The organism is Umezawaea tangerina (assembly GCF_003002815.1).
In the GTDB taxonomy this organism is placed as follows: Bacteria; Actinomycetota; Actinomycetes; order Mycobacteriales; family Pseudonocardiaceae; genus Umezawaea; species Umezawaea tangerina.
This window is the reverse complement of the sequence record NZ_PVTF01000002.1, coordinates 1-19,351: the sequence shown is the minus strand read 5'-3', so window position 1 is coordinate 19,351 and position 19,351 is coordinate 1. Positions and strand designations below refer to the sequence as shown.

Genomic DNA, 19,351 nt, shown 5'->3' with positions numbered 1-19,351 from the left:
CCATAAGACGGACCTGCCTGACCCTCTGCATCGAGGAGGACACCGGTGAGCGACGAAGTCGACAGTCCGGCCGCACCACAGTCCGCTGACGAGAAGCGGTTGCACGAGCTCGGTTACGCCCAAGAGCTGTCCCGCACCATGTCCGGGTTCTCGAACTTCGCGGTGTCCTTCACGATCATCTCGATCCTGTCCGGGTGCCTGACCCTGTACGGGTTCGGGATGAACACCGGCGGGCCCGCGCTGATCGTGTGGGGCTGGCCGTTCGTGGGGCTGATGACGCTGGTCGTCGGCCTGGCGATGGCCGAGGTGTGCTCCAGCTTCCCGACGGCGGGCGGGCTGTACTACTGGGCGGCGAAGCTGGCGCCGAGCAACGGCGCGGCGTGGTCGTGGTTCACCGGGTGGTTCAACTTCCTCGGCCAGGTCGCGGTGACGGCGGGCATCGACTTCGGCGCTGCGTTCTTCATCAACGCGTTCCTGGACCTGCAGTTCGGGTTCGCCGCGACGCCGGCCCACACGATCCTGATCTTCGGCCTGGTGCTGGTGCTGCACGGCCTGCTGAACACCTTCGGCGTGAAGCTGGTGTCGCTGCTCAACGACATCAGCGTGTGGTGGCACATCGTCGGCGTGCTGGTGATCGTCGGCGCGCTGGTGTTCATCCCGTCCGAGCACCAGTCGGCGAGCTACGTGTTCACAACGTTCGTCAACAACACCGGGTGGACCTCGCCGCTGTACGTCGGTCTGCTGGGCTTGTTGTTGGCGCAGTACACCTTCACCGGCTACGACGCCTCGGCGCACATGACCGAGGAGACGCACGACGCGGCCCGCAGCGGTCCGCGCGGCATCGTGATGTCCATCGTGGTCTCGCTGGTCGCGGGCTGGGTCCTGCTGGTGGGCATCACCTTCGCCATCCAGGACTACGACGGCGCGATCGGCAGCTCGACCGGCGTGCCGCCCGCGCAGATCTTCATCGACGCGCTCGGCGCGACGGGTGGCAAGCTGCTGCTGCTGATCGCGATCGGCGCGCAGCTGTTCTGCGGCATGTCGTCGGTGACGGCGAACTCGCGGATGATCTACGCGTTCTCCCGCGACGGCGCGCTGCCCGCGTCGAAGTTCTGGCACAAGATCAACAAGCGCACCCGGACGCCCACGAACGCCATCTGGCTGGCCGCGGGCGGCGCGTTCGTGCTCGGCCTGCCGTACCTGTGGAACCCCACCGCCTACGCGGCGGTCACGTCGATCGCGGTGATCGGCCTCTACATCGCCTACGTCATGCCGACGCTGCTCCGGCTGCTGCAGGGCGACCGGTTCCAGCGCGGACCGTGGCACCTCGGCCGGTGGAGCAAGCCGATCGGCGTCGTCGCCGTGGTCTGGGTCGTCTTCATCAGCGTGCTGTTCATGCTGCCGCAGGCGAGCCCGGTGACCGCGAAGTCGTTCAACTACACGCCGATCGCGGTGCTCGTGGTGCTCGGCTTCGCGGGCGTGTGGTGGCTGGTCTCCGCCCGGAAGTGGTTCACCGGCCCCAAGGTCCAGGGCACGCCGGAGGAGCTGGCGGCGATCGAACGGGACCTGGACTCGGTCTGACCGGCGGCCCGCGGACGTGGCCACCGGGAGGCGGTGGCCACGTCCGCGTCACGGCACGTAGTAGGTCAGCAGGTCGGCGCGGACCGGCGGGAACAGCGCGGCCATGAGCTCGCGCGCCGGTCCGGGGTAGACGTCCGGGTGCCGTTCGGCGAGGCCTTCGATGCCCAGCGGACCGAACAGCAGGGCGGGCACGAGGTCGGGGGCCACGCCCGCGCCGCCGACGGACGCCGGTCCGGCCAGCACACCGCCGGCGGTCATCGGCCCGGCCTGCCCGTCGGTGCAGCGGAAGCGCACGTGCGAGCGGAAGAACGAGACCACGACGTCGCCGTCGTAGCCGTCCGCGCGTCGGGACAGCAGCGGACGCAGGTGTTCCAGGAGCTTGGCGGGATCGGCCACCCGCGAGCAGTACATCTCCGCGTTCCGCGGCGGCGGCCCGAGGAACGGCGCCAGCCGGTTGCCGGGCCGGTCGGTGACCTCGACCTCGACCTCGTCCTCCGGACCGAGGCCGAGGACGTGGTGCAGCAGCGCCTGCTCGGCGGCGGCGTCCACGGCGGCGACCTCGGTGAGCTGGGAGTCGGCGGACCTGCCGGTGCCGACCGGGACGCCGTCGCGCTCGACGACCCAGAGCGTGCTGCCCTCGCGCGCCACCAGCCAGCGCCAGCACGCCGCCGAGTGCGGCATCCGCAGGTCGAGATCGGCCTGGAGGCCGTCCTGCAACGCCGCCATGACCTTGATGTCGTCGACCTCCGCCCGCCGCACCACGTGCCCCGCGACCGCGGGCGGCGGCGTGGCGACCGGGCGGGTCGGCGGGATCGGGATGGCGTAGGTGTAGCCGAACTGGCGGTAGAAGTACGGGATCCCGACCATCACCTGGGCCAGGTGCCCGCGGGCGGCGGAGCGCTCGTGCGCCCACGCCATCAGCCGCCGCACCAGGCCGCGGCCCTCGTACTCGCGGTCGGTGGCGACCAGCTCGACCTGGCCCGCCGGGATCTCCACCCCGCCCAGCACCAGGGTCTCGTCGAGCAGCGTCAGCGTGGAGACGACCCGGTCGCCGTCGACCACCACCGCGCAGGACTCCCAGCCCTGGTCGGGGTCGTCCACGACGAGCCGGTGGTCCAGCGCGTCCTCCTGCTCGCCCCGTTCCGCCAGCAGGGCGGCGATCTGCTCCAGGTCACCAGGTCCGGCCGTGCGCAGCTCCATCCCCCGAGTGTCCCGACCCCGGCCCCCGGAGTGCCAGCGGTTTTCCGCTACCCCCGAGCGCGCATGACGATCAGGTCGCCGTGACCGCCGTAGCCGAGCACGGGCTCGGCGAACTGGGTCCCGTCGAAGGTGACCAACCACCAGTCCCGGCCGACCGGCAGCAGCACCGGGTGCGGGATGTTGGTGCCGTACGGGGCGTCGAGCTCGCCGAGCTTGGCCATCGAGGAGAGGTCGTAGACCGGGTACTCGCGGGCGTCGCCGTCGCTGGCGAACAGGTACCACCTGCCGCCGACGCGCTGGATGATCGTGCCCTCGGTCTGGTCGACGGTCCGGTCGGCGCCGACCAGGGTCAGCGACTCGGCGTAGTCGGCGCCCGGCGGCCCGGTCGCCAGCGCGGGGTGGAACACGAACGCGGGCTGCTGGGCCTCGCTCTCCACGAACGCCAGCCGCCAGCGGCCGTCCACGAGCGTCAGCGCCGGGTCCCACGAGCTGACGGAGGTGGGCAGCGCGAGCTGTTCGGTGGGGATGACGTGCACCCCGGACAGCACGTCCGCCCGCGTGGTGGCGTGCCGGACGTGCACGCCCTTGAAGTCGAAGTCGCCCCAGGAGCTCATCAGCAGGATGAACCGGCGGGTGCGGTCGTCGTAGACGATCTGGCCCGCGTGGTCGCCGAGGACGACCCCGTCGCGGGCGAAGAACAGGGCCGCGACCTGCTCCACGCGGGTCGGGTCGGCCAGGTCCAGCGTCCACACCGCCCAGTGCGCCTGCTGGAAGAACCCGAGCCCGGCGTTGGTCATCGTCAGGTACAGCTTGCCGTCGCGGATGAACGGCCTGCCGTCGGCGTGCTGCACCACGTGCGGGTCGCGCACCCCGGCCTGCCCGTAGTACCCGGCCCGCACCCGGCCGAGCCGCACCTGGCCGCGACCGCCGTAGGCGTAGTCGAGCCCGCCCAGCACCGCGGGCACGCGCAGGTCGACCAGCGCCCGCACGCCGTCGCGCTCGGTCAGCACCGGCTGACCGTCCACGAGCACGGTCACCGCGTTCTCGTTCACCACGACGGCCAGCCCGTAGGACCCGGACACGGTGACCGCGGCCGACTTCACCACCGTGGTCGTCCCGCCTGCGGTGACCTCGATGGTGGCCCGGCCCGCGACCGGGTCGACGGTGCCCAGCACGGACGTGCCGCCACCCGCGAGGCCCGCGACCGCGGCACCGGAGCGCACCTCGACCAGCACCGTCCCGAACGGCGCCCGCGGCCGCACCCCGGTCCTGACCAGCTTGTCCGACGCCGGGGCGGCCCGCTTGTCGTACTGCTGGAACCGAGGGGCGATGAGGTCGAACGGGCGGAACTGGTGGGCGATCTCGAAGTGCAGGTCGAACGGCGTCGGCGCGCGGTCGGCCGTCGCCGTCGCCTGGCTGAGCAGTGCGGGGACCGCGACGGCCCCCGCGACACCCCGCAGCAGCGTGCGGCGGTCGATCCCGTTGGCCATCGCGTGCCCTCCCTTGATCGGCACACCGACATGTACCCGGAGCGGCTGGGACGCGCCAGGGATTGATCGGAAGTGGCACCCCGAACGCTCCGCGGCGGTCGACTTCGGTCGGAACCGGTCATAGCGTGGGACCGTGTTCGCCGCCGAACGTCGCCAGGTCATCCTCGAGCTGGTCCGCGCCAACGGGGCCGTGTCGCTGCGGGAGCTGGCCAGGATCGTCCGGGCGAGCGAGGTGACCGTCCGGCGCGACCTGCGTTTCCTCGACGCGGAGGGTCTGCTCTCGCGCAGGCGCGGCGGCGCGGTCGCCTCGGACGGACCCGCCTACGAGCCGAGCCACTCCGAGAAGACCGGGGTGGCCGGAGCCGCCAAGGAGGCCATCGCCGAGCTCGCCGCGGGCCTGGTCTCGCCCGGCGACGCGATCGTCGTCGGCGCGGGCACGACCACCCAGGCGCTCGCCCGGCACCTCGCCCGCCTGCCGCGGCTGACGGTAGTGACGAACTCGCTGCTGGTCGCCCAGGCGCTCGCCCGCAGCCCCGGCGTCGAGGTGCTGCTGCCCGGCGGCGTCCTGCGCGGCCCCATCTTCGCGCTCGTCGGCAGCACCGCCGAGCAGGGGATCGGCGGCCTGCGCGTGCAGCGCGCCTTCCTGTCCGGCAACGGCCTGTCGGCCGCCCGCGGTCTGTCCACCCCGAACACCGAGGTCGCCGGGGTCGACCGGGCGATGGCCGCGATCGCCGACGACGTGACCGTGCTGGCCGACCACACCAAGATCGGCGTCGACACGATGGTCCGCACCGTGTTCCCGGACCGCATCACCCACGTCGTCACCGACAGCCACGCCCCGAGCGACGAGCTCGACGGGCTGCGCGCCGCCGGTGTCACCGTCCACGTCGCCGAGGTGTGATCCCGGCCGGCGTCCGGTGACGTTCCCCTCGGGCCGCTCGCTGTCGTGAGTAAATGTCCGTACACTCCGACGAGAAATGTACGGACATTGAGACGAGGTTTCTGGTGACCGCTGTACTCCCACGGCCGTCGTCCGGCTCCGAGCGCCGGACCGGGTGGTCCGCGCGGGTGGTGCCGGGGCTGGGGGTGGCGGTGGTCGTGGCCGGGATCGCCTCCGGGTTGGGCAGGCTGGTGCCGGTGGTCGGTGGGCCGGTGTTCGGCATCGTGCTGGGCGTGCTCGCGGCGGCTGTGGTGCCGGGTCTGCGGGACGGCCGGTTGGTGCCCGGTTACGAGGTGGCCGCCAAGGCGGTGCTCCAGCTGTCGATCGTGGTGCTCGGGGCGGGGCTGTCGTTGCGGCAGGTGCTGGAGGTCGGCGGGGAGTCGTTGCCGGTCATGCTCGGCACCCTCGCGGTCGCGCTCGGCGGTGCGTGGCTGCTCGGCCGGTGGCTCGGCGTGCGGGGTGACGCGCAGATCCTGATCGGGGTGGGCACCGGCATCTGCGGGGCGTCGGCGATCGCGGCGACGACCGGGGTGATCAAGGCGAAGCAGGAGCAGGTCGCCTACGCGGTCGGCACGATCTTCGTGTTCAACATCGCGGCCGTCCTGCTGTTCCCGCCGATCGGCCACCTGCTCGACCTGAGCCCGCACGCGTTCGGCCTGTGGGCCGGGACCGCCGTGAACGACACGTCCTCGGTGGCCGCGGCGGCCTACTCCTACGGTGGCGACGCCGGGTCGTACGGCATCGTCGTCAAGCTGACCCGCTCGCTGATGCTGGTCCCCGTGGTGGTCGTGCTCGCGGTGCTGACCGCCCGCAAGGAGGCCCGGTCCGGGGTCGGGTTCAGGAGCATGCCGTGGCGCCGGATCGTCCCGGTGTTCCTGGTCGGCTTCCTCGTCGCCGCGGCGCTCGGCACCCTGGGTGTCGTCCCCGCCACCTGGCACCCCGCGCTCACGGCGCTGGGCGCGTTCCTGATCACCACCGCGCTCGCCGGGATCGGGCTGTCGCTGCGGCTGTCCGCGATGCGCCGGGCGGGCACCCGCCCGCTGCTGCTCGGCGGCCTCCTGTGGCTCACGGTCGCGGCGAGCAGCCTCGGTCTGCAGGCGCTCACCGGCCACCTCTGACCGACCCCCACCTGAGACGCGGGCCGTTTCGGCGCTCCGGCTTCTGGAAAGGCTGCCGGGATGGCCGAAGGGGAGACCGTGGTCCTGCGCCGCTACGCGCAGTACGTGCTGGACCAGCTGCTGGTCATGGTGGCGACGGTCTCGGCGACGCTGTGGGGAGCGGCCGCCGCCTACTCGTTGGTCCGGATCGGTGTGCCCGGCAAGGTGCTGTACCTCCCGCTGGTGCTGCTCGCCGCGGTCCCGTTGCTGGGCACGATGTGGGCCGAGGTGTGGGTGCCGCACCGGCAGGGCGGTGCCACGCCGGGCATGCGGCGGCTGGGGCTGCGGATCGTCCGGACCGACGGCGGGGAGCCGAGCCTGCGCGACTACCTCGTGCGCTGGCTGCTGTTCGCGGTCGACGGGCTGTTCCTGTGCCTGGTCGGGGTGGTGCTGATCGCGGTCACGCCGCGGCACCAGCGGTTCGGCGACCTCGTGGCGCGCACGGTCGTGGTGCGCGAGCGGAAGACCCGCCTAGTCCCGGAGGACTAGCCGCCGGCCCGACTCCGTACTCCCGGCCGAAGTCGCCGGGCACCCGGCCCCGCCAGGATCGCGGTCCCGTACCTCGATCCGAAAGGCCATCATGCGACGAAAGGCGAAGGTCGCGGCGGCGGTGGTGCTGGCCGCCGTCACGGCGGTCGCACCCGCCCACGCCGACCCGCTCGACCCCTACACCGGGCAGCAGGTCACCTGGGGGCCGTGTGCGTTCACCCCCGCGGAAGGAGCGCCCGCCGTCGAGTGCGCGCTGGTGAAGGTGCCGCGCGACTGGGCGGCCCCGGCGTCCGGTGTGGACCTCGACGTCTCGCTGAGCCGGTCGAAGGCGACCGGCGAGCGCAAGGGCGTGCTGCTGCTCAACCCCGGCGGACCCGGAGGCCAGGGCACGGGGTTCGCCAACTCCCTGGCGGGCCTCGCGCCGGAGGTCAACGGGCAGTACGACTTCATCGGCATGGACCCCCGCGGCACCGGCACGTCGCCGCAGGACCGCGGGTTCCAGTGCCACGTGCCCACCGGCCGCCTGCCGCAGGGGCTCCTGGACGCGCGGGACAGGTCGGCGCAGAGCATCGCGGCGCACCAGCAGCTCCCGCGCGCGATCGCCGAGGCGTGCCAGAGCGACGCCATCGCGCCGTACATCACCACCTGGCAGACCGTCCACGACATGGACCTGGTGCGCGGCCTGCTGGGGGAGGCGAAGCTCAACTACCTCGGCTACTCCTACGGCACGTGGCTCGGCGCGAAGTACGCGTCGCTGTTCCCGGCGCACACCGGGAAGGTCGTGCTGGACTCCAGCGTGAACTGGCAGGGCAGGCTCCAGGCCGCGTTCGAGGCGTTCCCGGAGATCGACCAGCGGCAGTTCGACGTCCAGTACCTGCCGTGGATGACCCGGCACTACCCGGACGTCGTCGGCTCGACGCCGGCGGAGGCGAAGGAGACCTGGGAGCGGGCGCGCGGGTACTTCGCCGCGCACCAGCTGCCGCCGGACAACTTCGACCGCGCGTTCGTCGGCATGGGCAGCCCGCTGGGCTGGCTGCTGGCCACGCTGGTGTTCGTCGTCTCCGCGAACAGCGCCGACGGCGGCGCGGCGGTGGACCCGGAGTCGTTGCGGGACCTGGACGAGGTGTCGCGCGCCGAGTTCGGCGTGCCCGCCGCCGACCTGACGCCCGAGCGGATCACCGCCGCGGGCCCGGACTACACCGACGTGCCCGGCACCCGGTTCGCGGTGGCCTGCGGTGACCAGCAGACCCGTTCCGCGTCCTGGTACCGCGCGCTGAGCGACCGCCAGGGCCCGCTGAACCCGGTGTACGGCTGGGCCTACGGGCTCTCGGAGCCGTGCGGCTTCTGGTCGGACGCGCCGCGGCAGCAGCTGCCGACGCTGCCCCCGCAGGTCGCGGCGAACGTGCTCGTGGTGCAGGGCGAGATGGACCCGCAGACGGGGTACGAGCAGGCGCGTGCCGCCGTGCGCGCCGCACCCGGCGTCGGGTTCGTCTCGGTGGACGACGCCCCGTACCACGGCCAGTACGCCACCAGCGGCAACCCGTGCGTCGACGGCATGGTGAACGTGTTCCTGCTGGACAACTCCCGGCCCGGCGCCGTGGTGTGCCCCGGCGTGCCGCTCCTGCAGGAGGACACCGTGTTCCCCGTCGCCGGACCCGTGACGGCGCCGGTCGCCGTCCAGGCGGCGCAGGAGCCGAAGCCCGCGACCCCGTTGCGGGACAACGTCCAGCGCTACCTCAGCCGGGTCAACTCCGTGCTCGGGTGACACCCGGCCGATCCCCTAGTGCCCGCGCACTAGGGGATCGGCCGAAAGAACTAGGCGGAACGTCCTTGTCCGGCAAGGCATCCGGGAAAGGCCATAGCTTCACCACCATGGTTACCACCAAGAACGGCCTCACCCCTCCGTCCACGATCATCACGGCCTTCTTCGGCTTCCTGGCCTCCACCGTCGTGAGCCTGGCGGCCATCGTCCTGCTGGCGGGATCGCACGGGCAGCTCGTCGACTCGCTGCGCCAGTCCAACCCCTCCATGACCGACGAGCAGCTCCAGAGCACGGCCACGCTGGGCCTCGGCTTCGCCATCGGGGTCGCGGCGGTGATCGCGCTGGTGCACCTGTGGCTCGCGTTCAAGCTCAAGGCGGGCCGCAACTGGGCCCGCGTCGTGCTGACCGTGATCACGCTGCTCCAGCTCGCCTCGATCGTCGCCACCCAGGGCAACACCGCGGTCGGCTACGCCAGCTGCGCGATCGCCGTCGTCGCCGTGGTCCTGAGCTACCTGCCCGCGTCCAACGCCTACATCGCGGACGTCAAGCGCTCGGCGTGATCCGGGTGCTCGTCGCCGACGACCAGACGTTGGTGCGCACGGGTTTCCGGCTCATCCTCGACGCCGAACCCGGCATCCGGGTCGTCGGCGAGGCGGCCGACGGGGACTCGGCCGTGCGGCTGGCGCGGCGGCTGCGCCCGGACGTGACCGTCGTGGAGGCGCGGCTGCCGAGGATCGACGGCATCCGGGTCACCGAGCTCCTCGCGGGCGTCCCGGACCCGTTGCGGGTCCTCGTGGTCGCCCTCCACGACGTCGACGACACCTTCCGGGCCGCCTCGGCGGCGGGCGCGTCCGGGTTCCTGTTCAAGGACTCCCGGCCGCGGCTGCTCGTCGAGGCCGTGCGCGCCGCGGCCCGCGGCGAGGCGGTGGTGTCACCGCCGATCGCCACGAGGTTGTTGCGGCACTTCACCCGCACCGGCCGCCGGACCCCGCGGCGGGATGACGCCCGGCTGACCGCGCGGGAGTCCGCCGTGGTGCTGGCGGTGGCCCGCGGACGCACGGACGTCGAGATCGCCGCGGACCTGTCGATCTCGACGTCCACCGTCAAGACCCACCTCGCGGGCGCCCGGACCAAGCTGGACGCCCGCAACCGCACCGAGATCGCCATCTGGGCGTGGGAAGGGGGACTCGTCCCCGAATGACCCGACACCGCGGAGCGACCACGACCCTCCTACCGGGACCGCTGCGCGCGGGCGGTCCGGAGGCGGACCGCCGAAGACCCCGCCCACCCGCCCGGCGGGCGGCACCGGGCACGGAGTGGGCATGATCGTGCCCATGACCCCAGTCGGACCGCGGCCACGTCGCGGCGTGCTCGTCGCGGAGGTCGTCGCGCTGGTGGTGGCGACGATCGCGGACACCGTGCTGGGGGTCGGGAAGGGCAGCGCGCCGGGCGTGCTGGGACCCCTGCTGACGACCCTCGTGCCGTACCTGGGGACCGCGGTGGCGGTGCTGGCCGTCCTGCGCCGCCGCTTCCCGGACCGCGTCGCCGTCCTCGGCTGGTCGGTGATCGGGTTCTCGCTGGCCAGCACGGGAGCCGCCTGGCTGATCGGCGGGGGAGCGGCCGCCCAGCCCGCGGCCACCGAGGTCCTGGGCATCGCGCTGCTCGCGGGCGCGGCGTGCAGGCGCCTGCGGCCGGTGGCGGCCGGGGTGCTCGCGACGGCCGCGGGCGTGGCGGTCGTCGCCGCGCCCGTCGTGCGCTACGGGGTCGACTCGCCCGTGGCGCTGGCCGCCGTGCCCGCCGCGCTGCTGTGGGGCACCGCGCTGGCGTTCGGCCTGGTGCTGCGCGACGCCGACGCCCGGCACGTGGCCACGCTGGAGCGCGTGCGCGAGGGTGAACGCCTCCAGCTGGCCAGGGAGCTGCACGACCTGGTGGCCCACCACGTCAGCGGCATCGTCGTCCTGGCGCAGGCCGCGCACGCGCTGGCGGAGAACCCGGCGGTGCCCGACCAGGACCCGGTCGAGGTGTACCGGGAGGTCGAGCAGGCGGGCGCGGAGGCCCTCACGTCGATGCGCAGGCTCGTCGGGATGCTGCGCAGCGACCCCATGCCGTCGCTGCCCGGCGGCACCCTCGGCGACGCCGTGCGGGCCGCCACCGCGGGGCAGGCCGACGTCGACATCCCGGACGAGCTGGACGTCATGGCGGTGCCGTCGGACCTGTCCGGGACCGTGCACCGGATCGTGCTGGAGTCCATGACCAACGTGCGGCGGCACGCCCCCGAGGCCACCGCCGTGGAGGTCGGGGTCAGCCTGGAGGAGGACGACCTGGTGCTGGACATCCGCAACGACGGGGTGAGCGGCGACCGGTCCGGGAGCGGCTACGGTCTGGTGGGCATGGCCGAACGGGCCGCCGCGCTGGGCGGCGCGTTGAGCGCCGGACCGGAACCCGGCCGTCGCTGGCGCACCACCGCGCGGCTCCCGCTGCGCACCGAGGAAGGGGCCTGATGCCGATCCGGGTGCTGATCGCCGACGACCAGACGCTGGTGCGCACCGGTTTCCGGCTCATCCTCAACGCCGACCCGGAGATCGAGGTCATCAGCGAGGCCGCGGACGGCGAGTCGGCGGTGCGGCTGGCCCAGCGCTTCCGGCCCGACGTGACCCTGATGGACATCCGGATGCCCAAGCTCGACGGCATCCGCGCCACCGAGCTGCTCGCGGGTCCCACCGTCGCCGACCCGTTGCGGGTGGTCGTGGTGACGACCTACGACGTGGACGAGAACGTCTACGCCGCCCTCCTCGCGGGCGCGTGCGGGTTCCTGCTCAAGGACGCGGGTCCCCGGCTGCTGGTGGAGGCGGTGCACGCGGCGGCCAAGGGCGAGTCGATGGTGTCGCCGTCGGTCACCGTCCGGCTGCTGGCGCACTTCACCAGCGACCCGAACAGGTCCCTCGTGCGGCCGGACGTCCCGTTGACGTCCAGGGAGCTGGACGTCGTGCTGGCCGTCGCGAGAGGACGGACGAACGCGGAGATCAGCGCGGAGCTGCGGATCTCCCTGTCCACGGTCAAGACGCACCTGGCGAGCGTGCAGGGCAAGCTGGAGGCGCGCAACCGCACCGAGATCGCCATCTGGGCGTGGCGCAACCGGCTGCTCACCTGAGGTCGAGCCCGACGGGGTGGACGGTGCCGGTGGCTACGGCGCGGAGCTTGTCCGGGTTGGCGACGTTGTGCACGGCGGCGATCAGCCCGCGGTCGTCGAGGTCGAGGGTGAGCGTGCCGATCACCCGGCCCGCGCCGGTGAACACGACGCCGGGGCTCCCGTTGAGCTCGACCACCTCGGCGGAGATGTCGGCGATGGCGACGCCCTCGTAGGGCCGGGTGGCGACGCCCGCGAACCACGCGGCGACCCTGGCCGCGCCGACCACCGGGCGCATGGCCTGCCGCACCTTGCCCCCGCCGTCGGTCCACAGCGCCACGTCCGGCGCGAGCAGGTCCATCAACGCGTTGATGTCACCCCCGGTGGCGGCGGCGAAGAACCGCTCGGTCACCTGCCGCTGCCGCGCCCGGTCGGCGGGGAAGCGCGGCCGCCGCGCGCGCACGTGACCGCGGGCCCGGTGCGCGGCCTGGCGCACGGTGTCCTCGGAGCGCGCGACGGCGTCGGCGATCTCGGCGTAGCCGAACCCGAACGCCTCCTTGAGCACGAACACCGCGCGCTCCAACGGGGTCAGCGCCTCCAGCACCACGAGCAGCGCCACCGACACCGACTCCGCGGCCTCCGGGTCGTCGACGCCGGTGAGGATCGGCTCCGGCAGCCACGGTCCCGCGTAGACCTCCCGGCGGGCGCTCGCCGACCGCAGCCGGTCCACGGCCACGTTGGACACGATCCGCGCGAGGTAGGCCTTCGGGTCGGCCACCCGCGAGCGGTCGGCGGCCGTCCACCTGAGCCAGGTGTCCTGCACCGCGTCCTCGGCGTCGGCCGCGGAGCCGAGGATCCGGTAGGCCACCGAGAACAGCAGGTCGCGGTGGTCGGCGAAGGCGTCGTCGGTCATCGGGTGTACCGGCCGCCGCGCGGCCAGACCGACCCCATGCCGGGGAAGGTCCTCAGCCGCCGGTAGGTCGGCCACGGCGATCCGCTCACGGTCTCCTTGTACCAGACCGCGATCCGCCCGGTCAGCGCCGACCTCCGCGGCTCGCCGTCGGGTCTGGTGAACTGCACGACGGCGTCGTGGCGGCCCAGGCTCACCGGCGCGTGGTAGTAGCCGAACCGGAAGTCCTCGAGCCGCTTGCCAGTCAGCTCGCGCACGATGGACCCGGCGGCGTGCACGCCGGTCGGCATGCCGCTCTGGCAGGTGCCGTGCAGGACGCCGAACGCCTGCCGGACCGCCGCCGCGTCCCCGACGGCGTAGACCTCCGGGTGCGACACCGACCGCAGCGCGGCGTCCGTGACGATCCGGCCGCGTCCGTCGACCTCCAGCCCGGCGGCCGCCGCCAGCGGCGACACCCGCACCCCGCTGGTCCACAGCACCACGTCCGCCCGCACGTCGCCGCCGTCGGCCAGCTCGACCGAGTCCGGCAGCACCTTGACGACCTCGACGCCGCTGAGCACCCGCACGCCGAGCCGGTCCAGCGCTGCGGCCACGTGCGCCTTCGCCTTGCGCCCCAACGAGGATCCCGGCTCGTCCCGGCCGAGGAGCACGACGTCCGCCTCCGGGTGCCGCTCGGCGATCTCGGCCGCCGCCTCCACCCCGGTCAGCCCGCTGCCGCACACCACGACCGTCCCCGCGCCCAGCCGGTCCGCCAGCAGCTCGGCGTCCCGCGCGCTGTCCAGGGTGTGCGCGTGGTCCTCGACGCCGGGCACGCCCGCCGGGTCGGCGACCGCGCCGAGCGCGTAGACCAGCGTGTCGTAGGGCAGCACCCGCTCGCCGTCCACGCGCACGGTGCGCGCCGCCGCGTCGATCCCGGTGACCCGGCCGCGCACGAACTCGACACCGGTGCCCTCCAGCAGGTCCGGCACGCGCAGCCGCGCGGTCTGCTGCCCGGTGGCGGTCTGGTGCAGCCGCAGCCGTTCGGTGAACCGCCCGGTCGCGTTGACGAGCGTGATCCGCACGTCCGCGCGCCGCCTCGTGCGCGCCGCCAGCACCACCGCCGTCATCAAGCCCGCGTACCCCGCTCCGAGAACCACGATCCGGCGCATCGCCCCGTCCTTCCCTCGCGTCCTGCCGACGAACACGGGACGAGGCAGCTGGGGGAGACGTGAAGCCAGGTGACCGGCGTCACAGGAGCGAGGCGAGCAGGGCGATGGCGGGCACGACCGCGTTGTCGGCGAGGTCGCCGTAGCCCAGGACGAGCGTCGGCTCCTCCGGCGGGGTGTCGAGGTAGGTCGCGAGGTCCACCAGGTGCAGGCCCCGTGCCTCGGCACGGCGGACCAGCGCCGCGGTGTCCACCGCACCGGCGAGGTGCAGCAGCAGGTGCAGACCCGCGGCCACCCCGGTGGTCCGCGAGTCCGGCAGGTGCTCGGCCAGCGCCGCCACCACCGCGTCCCGCCGGGCCCGGTAGCGCAGCCGGGCCGCCCGCAGGTGGCGGTCGTACCCGCCCTGCTCGACGAACGCGGCGAGCGCGAGCTGGTCGACCACCGGCGGCGTCGCCGCGGCCGGGTTCGCCGCGCGGCAGGCCTCCGCCCAGGCGGGCGGCAGCACGTGCCAGCCGATCCCCAGCGCGGGGCTCAGCGTCTTGCTCACCGACCCGAACAGCGCCACGTGGCCGGGCGCCATGCCCTGCACCGCGCCGACCGGACGCCGGTCGTAGCGGAACTCCGCGTCGTAGTCGTCCTCCAGCACCAGCCCGTCCACGTCCCGCGCCCACGCCACGAGAGCCGCCCGCCGGGCGGGGGCGAGCACCGTGCCGGTCGGGAACTGGTGCGCGGGCGTCACGACCACCGCGCGCACCCCGCCCAGCAGGTCGACCCGCACCCCGTCCTCGTCCACGGGCACCGGCACCACCGCCAACCCGGCCGCCGCGACCGCGTCGCGGGTGCGCCCCCAGCACGGGTCCTCGACGGCCACGGCGGTGACGCCCCTGGCCTCCAACGCCCGGCACACCTGCGTCACACCCGCCGTGACACCCGCGGTGACGGTGACGTCCCGCGGCGCGGCCGACGCGCCCCGGCACCGCCGCAGGTACTCGGCCAGCACCGCCCGCAACCGGGGATGCCCGGCGCGCGGCGGCACCCCGAGGTCGGTGTGCGGCATCGTGGTCAGCGCGTGCCGCAGCGCCTCGGCCCACCTCCGCCGCGGGAACGCGCGCAGGTCGGGCACACCGGGGGCCAGGTCGTAGCGCGGCGCCGACGCGGCGACCCGTGCCGCGCGAGGCTCCCGCTCGTGCCCCTCCGGCGACCACGACACCCGCGTCGCCGCCCCGGTCCGCGCCTCCAGGTAGCCCTCCGCGACCAGCTGCGCGTACGCCTGCGTCACCAGCCACCGCGAACACCCCAGGTCGGCCGCCAGCTTCCGGCTGGGCGGCAGCGCCGTCCCGACCGGCAGCACCCCGTCCCGGATCACCGCCCGCAACGCCCTGGCCAGCCGCTCGTGCCGGGCGCCGCCACCCGGACCGGACAGGTCCAGCAGCACGTCCCAACCCAGATTGGTCTGCGATTCCGGCACGGAAACGGACCGTAGCACCGGACCGATCCGCCCTACCGTGGAACCCGTGATGAAGCGAACCGAACTCGGGCGCACCGGCACGACCGTCGGCCAGGTCGCGCTGGGCTGCATGCTGATGGGCACCTACACCGACGAGCCCACCTCGTACCGGATGCTCGACTCGTTCCTGGACGCCGGCGGCGACTTCCTCGACACCGCCAACTGCTACTGCTGGTGGCACTCCGGCGGCGCGGGCGGCGACAGCGAGGAGCTGCTCGGCCGCTGGCTCGCCCGCACCGGCCACCGCGACCGCGTCTTCCTGGCCACCAAGGTCGGCGGCATCGTCACCGACGTCCCCGCCGCGCTCGTCGACGGCAAGGCCGACTGGGACGTCGCGGCGCGGCACTTCGAGGGCACCGGCGCCGACGTCGTCCGCCACGGCATCGACGCGAGCCTGCGCAGGCTCGGCACCGACCACGTCGACCTCTACTACGTCCACGTCGACGACCTGACCACACCGCTGGAGGAGACCCTGGAGGCGTTGGACGGGATCGTGCGCGCGGGCAAGGTCCGCTACATCGGCTGGAGCAACGTGCGGACCTGGCGGCTGGAACGGATCCGGCAGCTCGCCGACCGCCACGGCTGGGCGGCCCCCGTCGCGGTCCAGCAGCAGCACTCCTACCTCCGCCCCGCTCCGGGCGTCGACCGCACGGGCATCGCTGGCCCGGAACTGCTGGACTACCTGACCCACCACGACGACCTGTCCCTGGTCGCCTACTCCCCGATCCTCCAGGGCATCTACGACGACCCGGCCAGGCGTGCACGCCACGGCATGTGGACCACCTACACAGGCCCCGACTCCGAGGCCCGCCTCGCCGCCGTCGGGAAGGTCGCCGCCGACCTCGGGGTGACCGGCAACCAGGTCGCCTTGGCGTGGCTGCTGCACCAGCGGTCACCGCGGGTGATCCCGATCGCCGGGACGCGGACTTGGGGGCAGTTCGAGGCGTTCCTGCCCGCGTTGGGGGTGGAGTTGGGGGTGGAGCACCTGGAGCTGTTGGCGGGGGCGGGGGCTTAGGGTGGCCTGATGCCGATCGTATTGTCGTTCACCATTCGGAAGACCGCACGATTGCGGCTTTAGATCATCGTTCAATTCACCCATTGGTGTAAATGAGAAATCTTGTCTGCATTCGTCCTCAAATGGTTCCATGTCGTTTCCCATCCAGAGAACGACACCGCACAAATGCGGTACTACCAATACCGCGGATCTTTCGTCCGCGTTGAGGCGATGGTGGACAGTTGACCGAACAAGATGTGGACGAGATCGGCTCGCTGGTCGAGCCACTGGCGGACTTGATCAAGGAGATCGGGGTCCTGACCACGCGGTGGCGCGGTGACCGCGGCCAACCGATTGTGTCCCTGACGGGCGCGGTCGGCGCGTCACCGGCTTTGGGCACACTGCTCGACGGCCTGCGCACCCCCAAGTCGCGCCAGGTCCCGCACGCCAGGGTCGACGCGGCCGGGGGCGACGGCCTCCGGGAGTTGTTGTCGAGCGCGGCCGAGGACCTGGTGATCGGACCGTTCGGCCGTGGCCATCCGTTGAGGTTCCGGCGTTTCTGGTTCCTCGACTGGTTGATGAACCAGTCGGAGCTCGAAGGGACCGAACGGGAACGACGGGCCGAGCTGGTGAGGCGGGTGCGCAGGGCGTCGGGGCCGAGGTCGGAGCTGCCCAAGCTGGGGGCGTCGGTGTTGACCGGCTGGTCCGGGCTGGTGCTGCTGGTCGTGTCCGCGTTCGTTCCCGCGATCGTGTTCCGGGTGCTGGTGAGCGGGCGTGTGCCCGGACCCGGTCGGGTGTTCCGCTGGTTGATGCGGCAGAGGTACGCGTCCCGGCAGTCGTCGGACTTCTGGGCGTTCGCGTTGCGGCTGACCGACAACGCGAAGGGACACCGCGACCCCGACCAGGTGCGACGGCTGCTGGTGCACGCGTTCCTGCAAGACCTGCGCGACCAGTACCGGCGGGTGCCGTGGAGGATCCGGCCGTGGCGGCGCACCGCCTACCCGGTGCTGCTGGTCGACAACGTGCGCGGCGACGGACCCGGCGCTGACCTGCTGCGCCTCATCGCCGTGGTGCGGAAGCACTCCGACTCCGCGGACCCGCTTCTGGTCGTCACGGCCGAGGACGGAACTTGCCCTGTCGAGCTCCCGCCGGGTGACGTCGTGCCGCTGGCCTTGGCCGACGACGCCCTGCGCCGGTGGCGCGAGCTCCCGCGAGGTGAGCGCGGGTCCGGCCGCTTCCTGGTGAGGATCCCCGCGTTGAGCGGGTTGGAGCGCTTCCCCGCGCTGATCCCGGAGATCGAACCGCGACGTCCGCCGTGGCTCGTGCACCGCGCGGCCCTTGTCCTGGTCCCGTTGCTGCCTGTCCTGGCGAGTTGCGCCTGGCTCTTGCAAGGGCTGCGTTCCGACTGTTCGCCGGTGCACTTCGGTGGGCGGGTCGACGTCTCGATGGAGGACGGGCAGTGCGTCGGCTACAGCGACGACGCGCGCCAGTTCTTCGGCTCCGACGAGGGCCTCCGCAAGATCCAGGGGAAGATCTTCGAGCAGAACCAGGAGGCGAAGGACATCGCCGAGGGCAACGTCGGGCGGCCGCAGGTCACCGTCGTCTACCTGGGCACGCTGACCAAACCGGGGGTCAACCCCGACGAGGAGACCTTCGCCGCCGAACGCGAAGAGCTCGAAGGCATCGCCGTGGCGCAGCACCAGGCCAAGCTGGACGCGGCGGTCGACCCGAACGCGCCGGTGCTGCGCGTGGTCGTCGCCAACGCCGGGCTGGAGATGCGGTCGGCCGAGAAGGTCGCGCGGTCGCTGACGTCGTTGCAGCGGGACGACCCGACCGTGGTCGGGGTCGTCGGGCTGGTGGAGAGCCGCACGTGGACGAGGGACGCGCTGAAGAGCCTGAGGCAGACGGGTCTGCCGGTCATCGCGCCGACGCTGTCGGCCGACGGCGTCGGATCGGTGTCGACCCAGTACCTCCAGATCGCCCCGCCCAACCTCGACCAGGCCGCGATGGTGCGCCAGTACACCGTCGACGTGGTCAGGAAGAAGTCCCTTGTCAACTACTACAGCTTCGGCGCCGGGGGCAAGGAAGCCGACGAGACCGACCTGTACGTCAACACGCTCCGCCAGGACCTGAAAGCGGCTTTTCCGGGTGGGGACTACCAGGAGCACTACTGGAACGGCCAGTCGCTGGGCGAGGTCTGCCCGAAGGACGGGCAGTTGGACGGCGTGGTCTTCTTCGGTGGCCGCTACTCCGAGTTCGGCGGGTTCGCCAAGCAGCTCGCCAAGGACTGCAGCGGGAACATGCCGGTGGTCATCGGCGACGACTCCGTCAACCGCTACATGGCCAACGCCTCCCTGCGGGAGCTCGCACCCGAGAACCTGCGGTTGGCCTACGTGTCCAAGGGGTCGTTGGCGTTCTGCGACCGGCTGAGGTCGACGGATGACCCGGTCCGCAGGGACTTCCGCGCTGCCGTCCGCGCCGTCCTGGGCAAGTGCGACGACGAGGGGAAGCTGCCGGTCGGTGAACGGGTCGGCCTCGCCTACGACGGTGTCCAACTGCTGCTGCTCGGCGTCCGGGACAAGGCCTCGCAGCGGCTGGAGGACGGGGGCGAGCGGGCCTGGGACCCCGGACTTGTCGTTCCCGGCCAGCTCCACTCCACGATCCGGGAGGTGGCCGGGGAGAATCACCAGGGAGTGACGGGCGTGATCACCTTCGACGGCGACGGGGTCGTCAAGGGCAAGCCGCTGTCCCTGTTGTGCGCCACCGACATCAGGAAGGCGTTCCGGTCGGAGGACGACGTGCCGAAGGAGATCTACCGGACGGGTGTGGCGGACAGCGCCGCACCGCCGACCCCCGCCAGGTGCGAGTAGGACGGCAGAGCCGGGTCGGTCGTGGGGCCGACCCGGCTCGGCGCGCCCCACCCCCGGCCGCAGGGAGCCGCGGTCGGGGGAGTGGGTCCTAGTAGGGCTTCGTTAGGTGCTGTCGACCTGGGGTTTCTGTGGGTTGGTTGTGGCCTGGGCGGGTTGTCGACAGGTGTGGCAGACGCCGG

Annotated in this window: 16 protein-coding genes; 11 read left to right on the top strand and 5 right to left on the bottom strand. The window is 72.8% G+C overall.

Annotated elements, in window-relative coordinates:
* The first annotated feature begins 138 nt into the window (after positions 1 to 138).
* Complete coding sequence (locus CLV43_RS06120) at positions 139 to 1,581, top strand: amino acid permease (RefSeq protein ID WP_106186774.1); 1,443 nt, start codon at positions 139 to 141, stop codon at positions 1,579 to 1,581.
* A gap of 48 nt (positions 1,582 to 1,629) precedes the next feature.
* Here CLV43_RS06120 and CLV43_RS06115 read toward each other — a convergent pair whose 3' ends face one another.
* A complete protein-coding gene (locus CLV43_RS06115; RefSeq protein WP_106186085.1) occupies positions 1,630 to 2,781 on the bottom strand; it encodes a GNAT family N-acetyltransferase in 1,152 nt (383 codons plus the stop codon).
* A 47-nt stretch (positions 2,782 to 2,828) separates the two neighbouring features.
* Positions 2,829 to 4,271: a hypothetical protein gene (locus CLV43_RS06110; protein ID WP_245886190.1), complete on the bottom strand. Its 1,443-nt coding sequence runs from the start codon at positions 4,269 to 4,271 to the stop codon at positions 2,829 to 2,831.
* 133 nt (positions 4,272 to 4,404) lie between these two features.
* Between CLV43_RS06110 and CLV43_RS06105 the strand changes: the two genes are divergently transcribed.
* The 8 genes from CLV43_RS06105 to CLV43_RS06070 all read left to right on the top strand — a co-directional run bounded on the left by CLV43_RS06105 (position 4,405) and on the right by CLV43_RS06070 (position 11,770).
* Positions 4,405 to 5,172: a DeoR/GlpR family DNA-binding transcription regulator gene (locus CLV43_RS06105; RefSeq protein WP_106186084.1), complete on the top strand. Its 768-nt coding sequence runs from the start codon at positions 4,405 to 4,407 to the stop codon at positions 5,170 to 5,172.
* A gap of 104 nt (positions 5,173 to 5,276) precedes the next feature.
* On the top strand, positions 5,277 to 6,329 hold the full coding sequence (locus tag CLV43_RS06100; protein ID WP_245886189.1) for a YeiH family protein: 1,053 nt from the start codon (positions 5,277 to 5,279) through the stop codon (positions 6,327 to 6,329).
* Between the two features lie 60 nt (positions 6,330 to 6,389).
* Positions 6,390 to 6,857, top strand: coding sequence for an RDD family protein (locus CLV43_RS06095; RefSeq protein ID WP_106186082.1), 468 nt, complete (start codon positions 6,390 to 6,392; stop codon positions 6,855 to 6,857).
* A gap of 91 nt (positions 6,858 to 6,948) precedes the next feature.
* Entirely contained in the window at positions 6,949 to 8,622 is a 1,674-nt protein-coding gene (locus tag CLV43_RS06090) for an alpha/beta fold hydrolase (RefSeq protein ID WP_106186081.1), read from the top strand.
* Positions 8,623 to 8,729: 107 nt separating this feature from the next.
* On the top strand, positions 8,730 to 9,179 hold the full coding sequence (locus tag CLV43_RS06085) for a hypothetical protein (RefSeq protein WP_106186080.1): 450 nt from the start codon (positions 8,730 to 8,732) through the stop codon (positions 9,177 to 9,179).
* Positions 9,176 to 9,820, top strand: coding sequence for a response regulator transcription factor (locus tag CLV43_RS06080; protein ID WP_245886188.1), 645 nt, complete (start codon positions 9,176 to 9,178; stop codon positions 9,818 to 9,820). Before CLV43_RS06085 ends, CLV43_RS06080 begins: the two co-directional genes overlap by 4 nt.
* 133 nt (positions 9,821 to 9,953) lie before the next feature.
* The gene (locus CLV43_RS06075) at positions 9,954 to 11,120 is read left to right on the top strand and encodes a sensor histidine kinase (protein ID WP_146174653.1); all 1,167 of its coding nucleotides are present in this window, start codon (positions 9,954 to 9,956) and stop codon (positions 11,118 to 11,120) included.
* Entirely contained in the window at positions 11,120 to 11,770 is a 651-nt protein-coding gene (locus tag CLV43_RS06070; protein ID WP_106186078.1) for a response regulator, read from the top strand. The genes CLV43_RS06075 and CLV43_RS06070 overlap by 1 nt, the downstream gene beginning before the upstream one ends.
* Here the strand turns inward: CLV43_RS06070 and CLV43_RS06065 are convergent.
* From CLV43_RS06065 to pdxR, 3 genes are all read right to left on the bottom strand, one after another.
* Positions 11,763 to 12,659: an RNA polymerase sigma-70 factor gene (locus CLV43_RS06065; RefSeq protein ID WP_106186077.1), complete on the bottom strand. Its 897-nt coding sequence runs from the start codon at positions 12,657 to 12,659 to the stop codon at positions 11,763 to 11,765. The two genes, CLV43_RS06070 and CLV43_RS06065, sit on opposite strands and share 8 nt — an antisense overlap.
* Positions 12,656 to 13,804: an NAD(P)/FAD-dependent oxidoreductase gene (locus CLV43_RS06060; RefSeq protein WP_211304253.1), complete on the bottom strand. Its 1,149-nt coding sequence runs from the start codon at positions 13,802 to 13,804 to the stop codon at positions 12,656 to 12,658. Before CLV43_RS06060 ends, CLV43_RS06065 begins: the two co-directional genes overlap by 4 nt.
* 79 nt (positions 13,805 to 13,883) lie before the next feature.
* The gene (pdxR, locus tag CLV43_RS06055) at positions 13,884 to 15,269 is read right to left on the bottom strand and encodes a MocR-like pyridoxine biosynthesis transcription factor PdxR (RefSeq protein WP_245886187.1); all 1,386 of its coding nucleotides are present in this window, start codon (positions 15,267 to 15,269) and stop codon (positions 13,884 to 13,886) included.
* A gap of 49 nt (positions 15,270 to 15,318) precedes the next feature.
* On the opposite strand from pdxR, the gene CLV43_RS06050 reads away from it, so the two are divergent.
* Both CLV43_RS06050 and CLV43_RS06045 read left to right on the top strand, forming a co-directional pair.
* Positions 15,319 to 16,323, top strand: coding sequence for an aldo/keto reductase (locus CLV43_RS06050; protein ID WP_106186075.1), 1,005 nt, complete (start codon positions 15,319 to 15,321; stop codon positions 16,321 to 16,323).
* A gap of 221 nt (positions 16,324 to 16,544) precedes the next feature.
* The gene (locus tag CLV43_RS06045) at positions 16,545 to 19,172 is read left to right on the top strand and encodes a type 1 periplasmic-binding domain-containing protein (RefSeq protein ID WP_146174652.1); all 2,628 of its coding nucleotides are present in this window, start codon (positions 16,545 to 16,547) and stop codon (positions 19,170 to 19,172) included.
* The last annotated feature ends 179 nt before the right edge of the window (positions 19,173 to 19,351 follow it).

Coding starts and splice junctions, on each gene's coding strand:
- CLV43_RS06050 (WP_106186075.1), top strand. CDS start 15,319: ATGAAGCGAACCGAACTCGGGCGCACCGGCACGACCGTCGGCCAGGTC.
- CLV43_RS06070 (WP_106186078.1), top strand. CDS start 11,120: ATGCCGATCCGGGTGCTGATCGCCGACGACCAGACGCTGGTGCGCACC.
- CLV43_RS06110 (WP_245886190.1), bottom strand. CDS start 4,271: ATGGCCAACGGGATCGACCGCCGCACGCTGCTGCGGGGTGTCGCGGGG.
- CLV43_RS06115 (WP_106186085.1), bottom strand. CDS start 2,781: ATGGAGCTGCGCACGGCCGGACCTGGTGACCTGGAGCAGATCGCCGCC.
- CLV43_RS06095 (WP_106186082.1), top strand. CDS start 6,390: ATGGCCGAAGGGGAGACCGTGGTCCTGCGCCGCTACGCGCAGTACGTG.
- CLV43_RS06120 (WP_106186774.1), top strand. CDS start 139: ATGTCCGGGTTCTCGAACTTCGCGGTGTCCTTCACGATCATCTCGATC.
- CLV43_RS06085 (WP_106186080.1), top strand. CDS start 8,730: ATGGTTACCACCAAGAACGGCCTCACCCCTCCGTCCACGATCATCACG.
- CLV43_RS06065 (WP_106186077.1), bottom strand. CDS start 12,659: ATGACCGACGACGCCTTCGCCGACCACCGCGACCTGCTGTTCTCGGTG.
- CLV43_RS06090 (WP_106186081.1), top strand. CDS start 6,949: ATGCGACGAAAGGCGAAGGTCGCGGCGGCGGTGGTGCTGGCCGCCGTC.
- CLV43_RS06060 (WP_211304253.1), bottom strand. CDS start 13,804: ATGCGCCGGATCGTGGTTCTCGGAGCGGGGTACGCGGGCTTGATGACG.
- CLV43_RS06075 (WP_146174653.1), top strand. CDS start 9,954: ATGACCCCAGTCGGACCGCGGCCACGTCGCGGCGTGCTCGTCGCGGAG.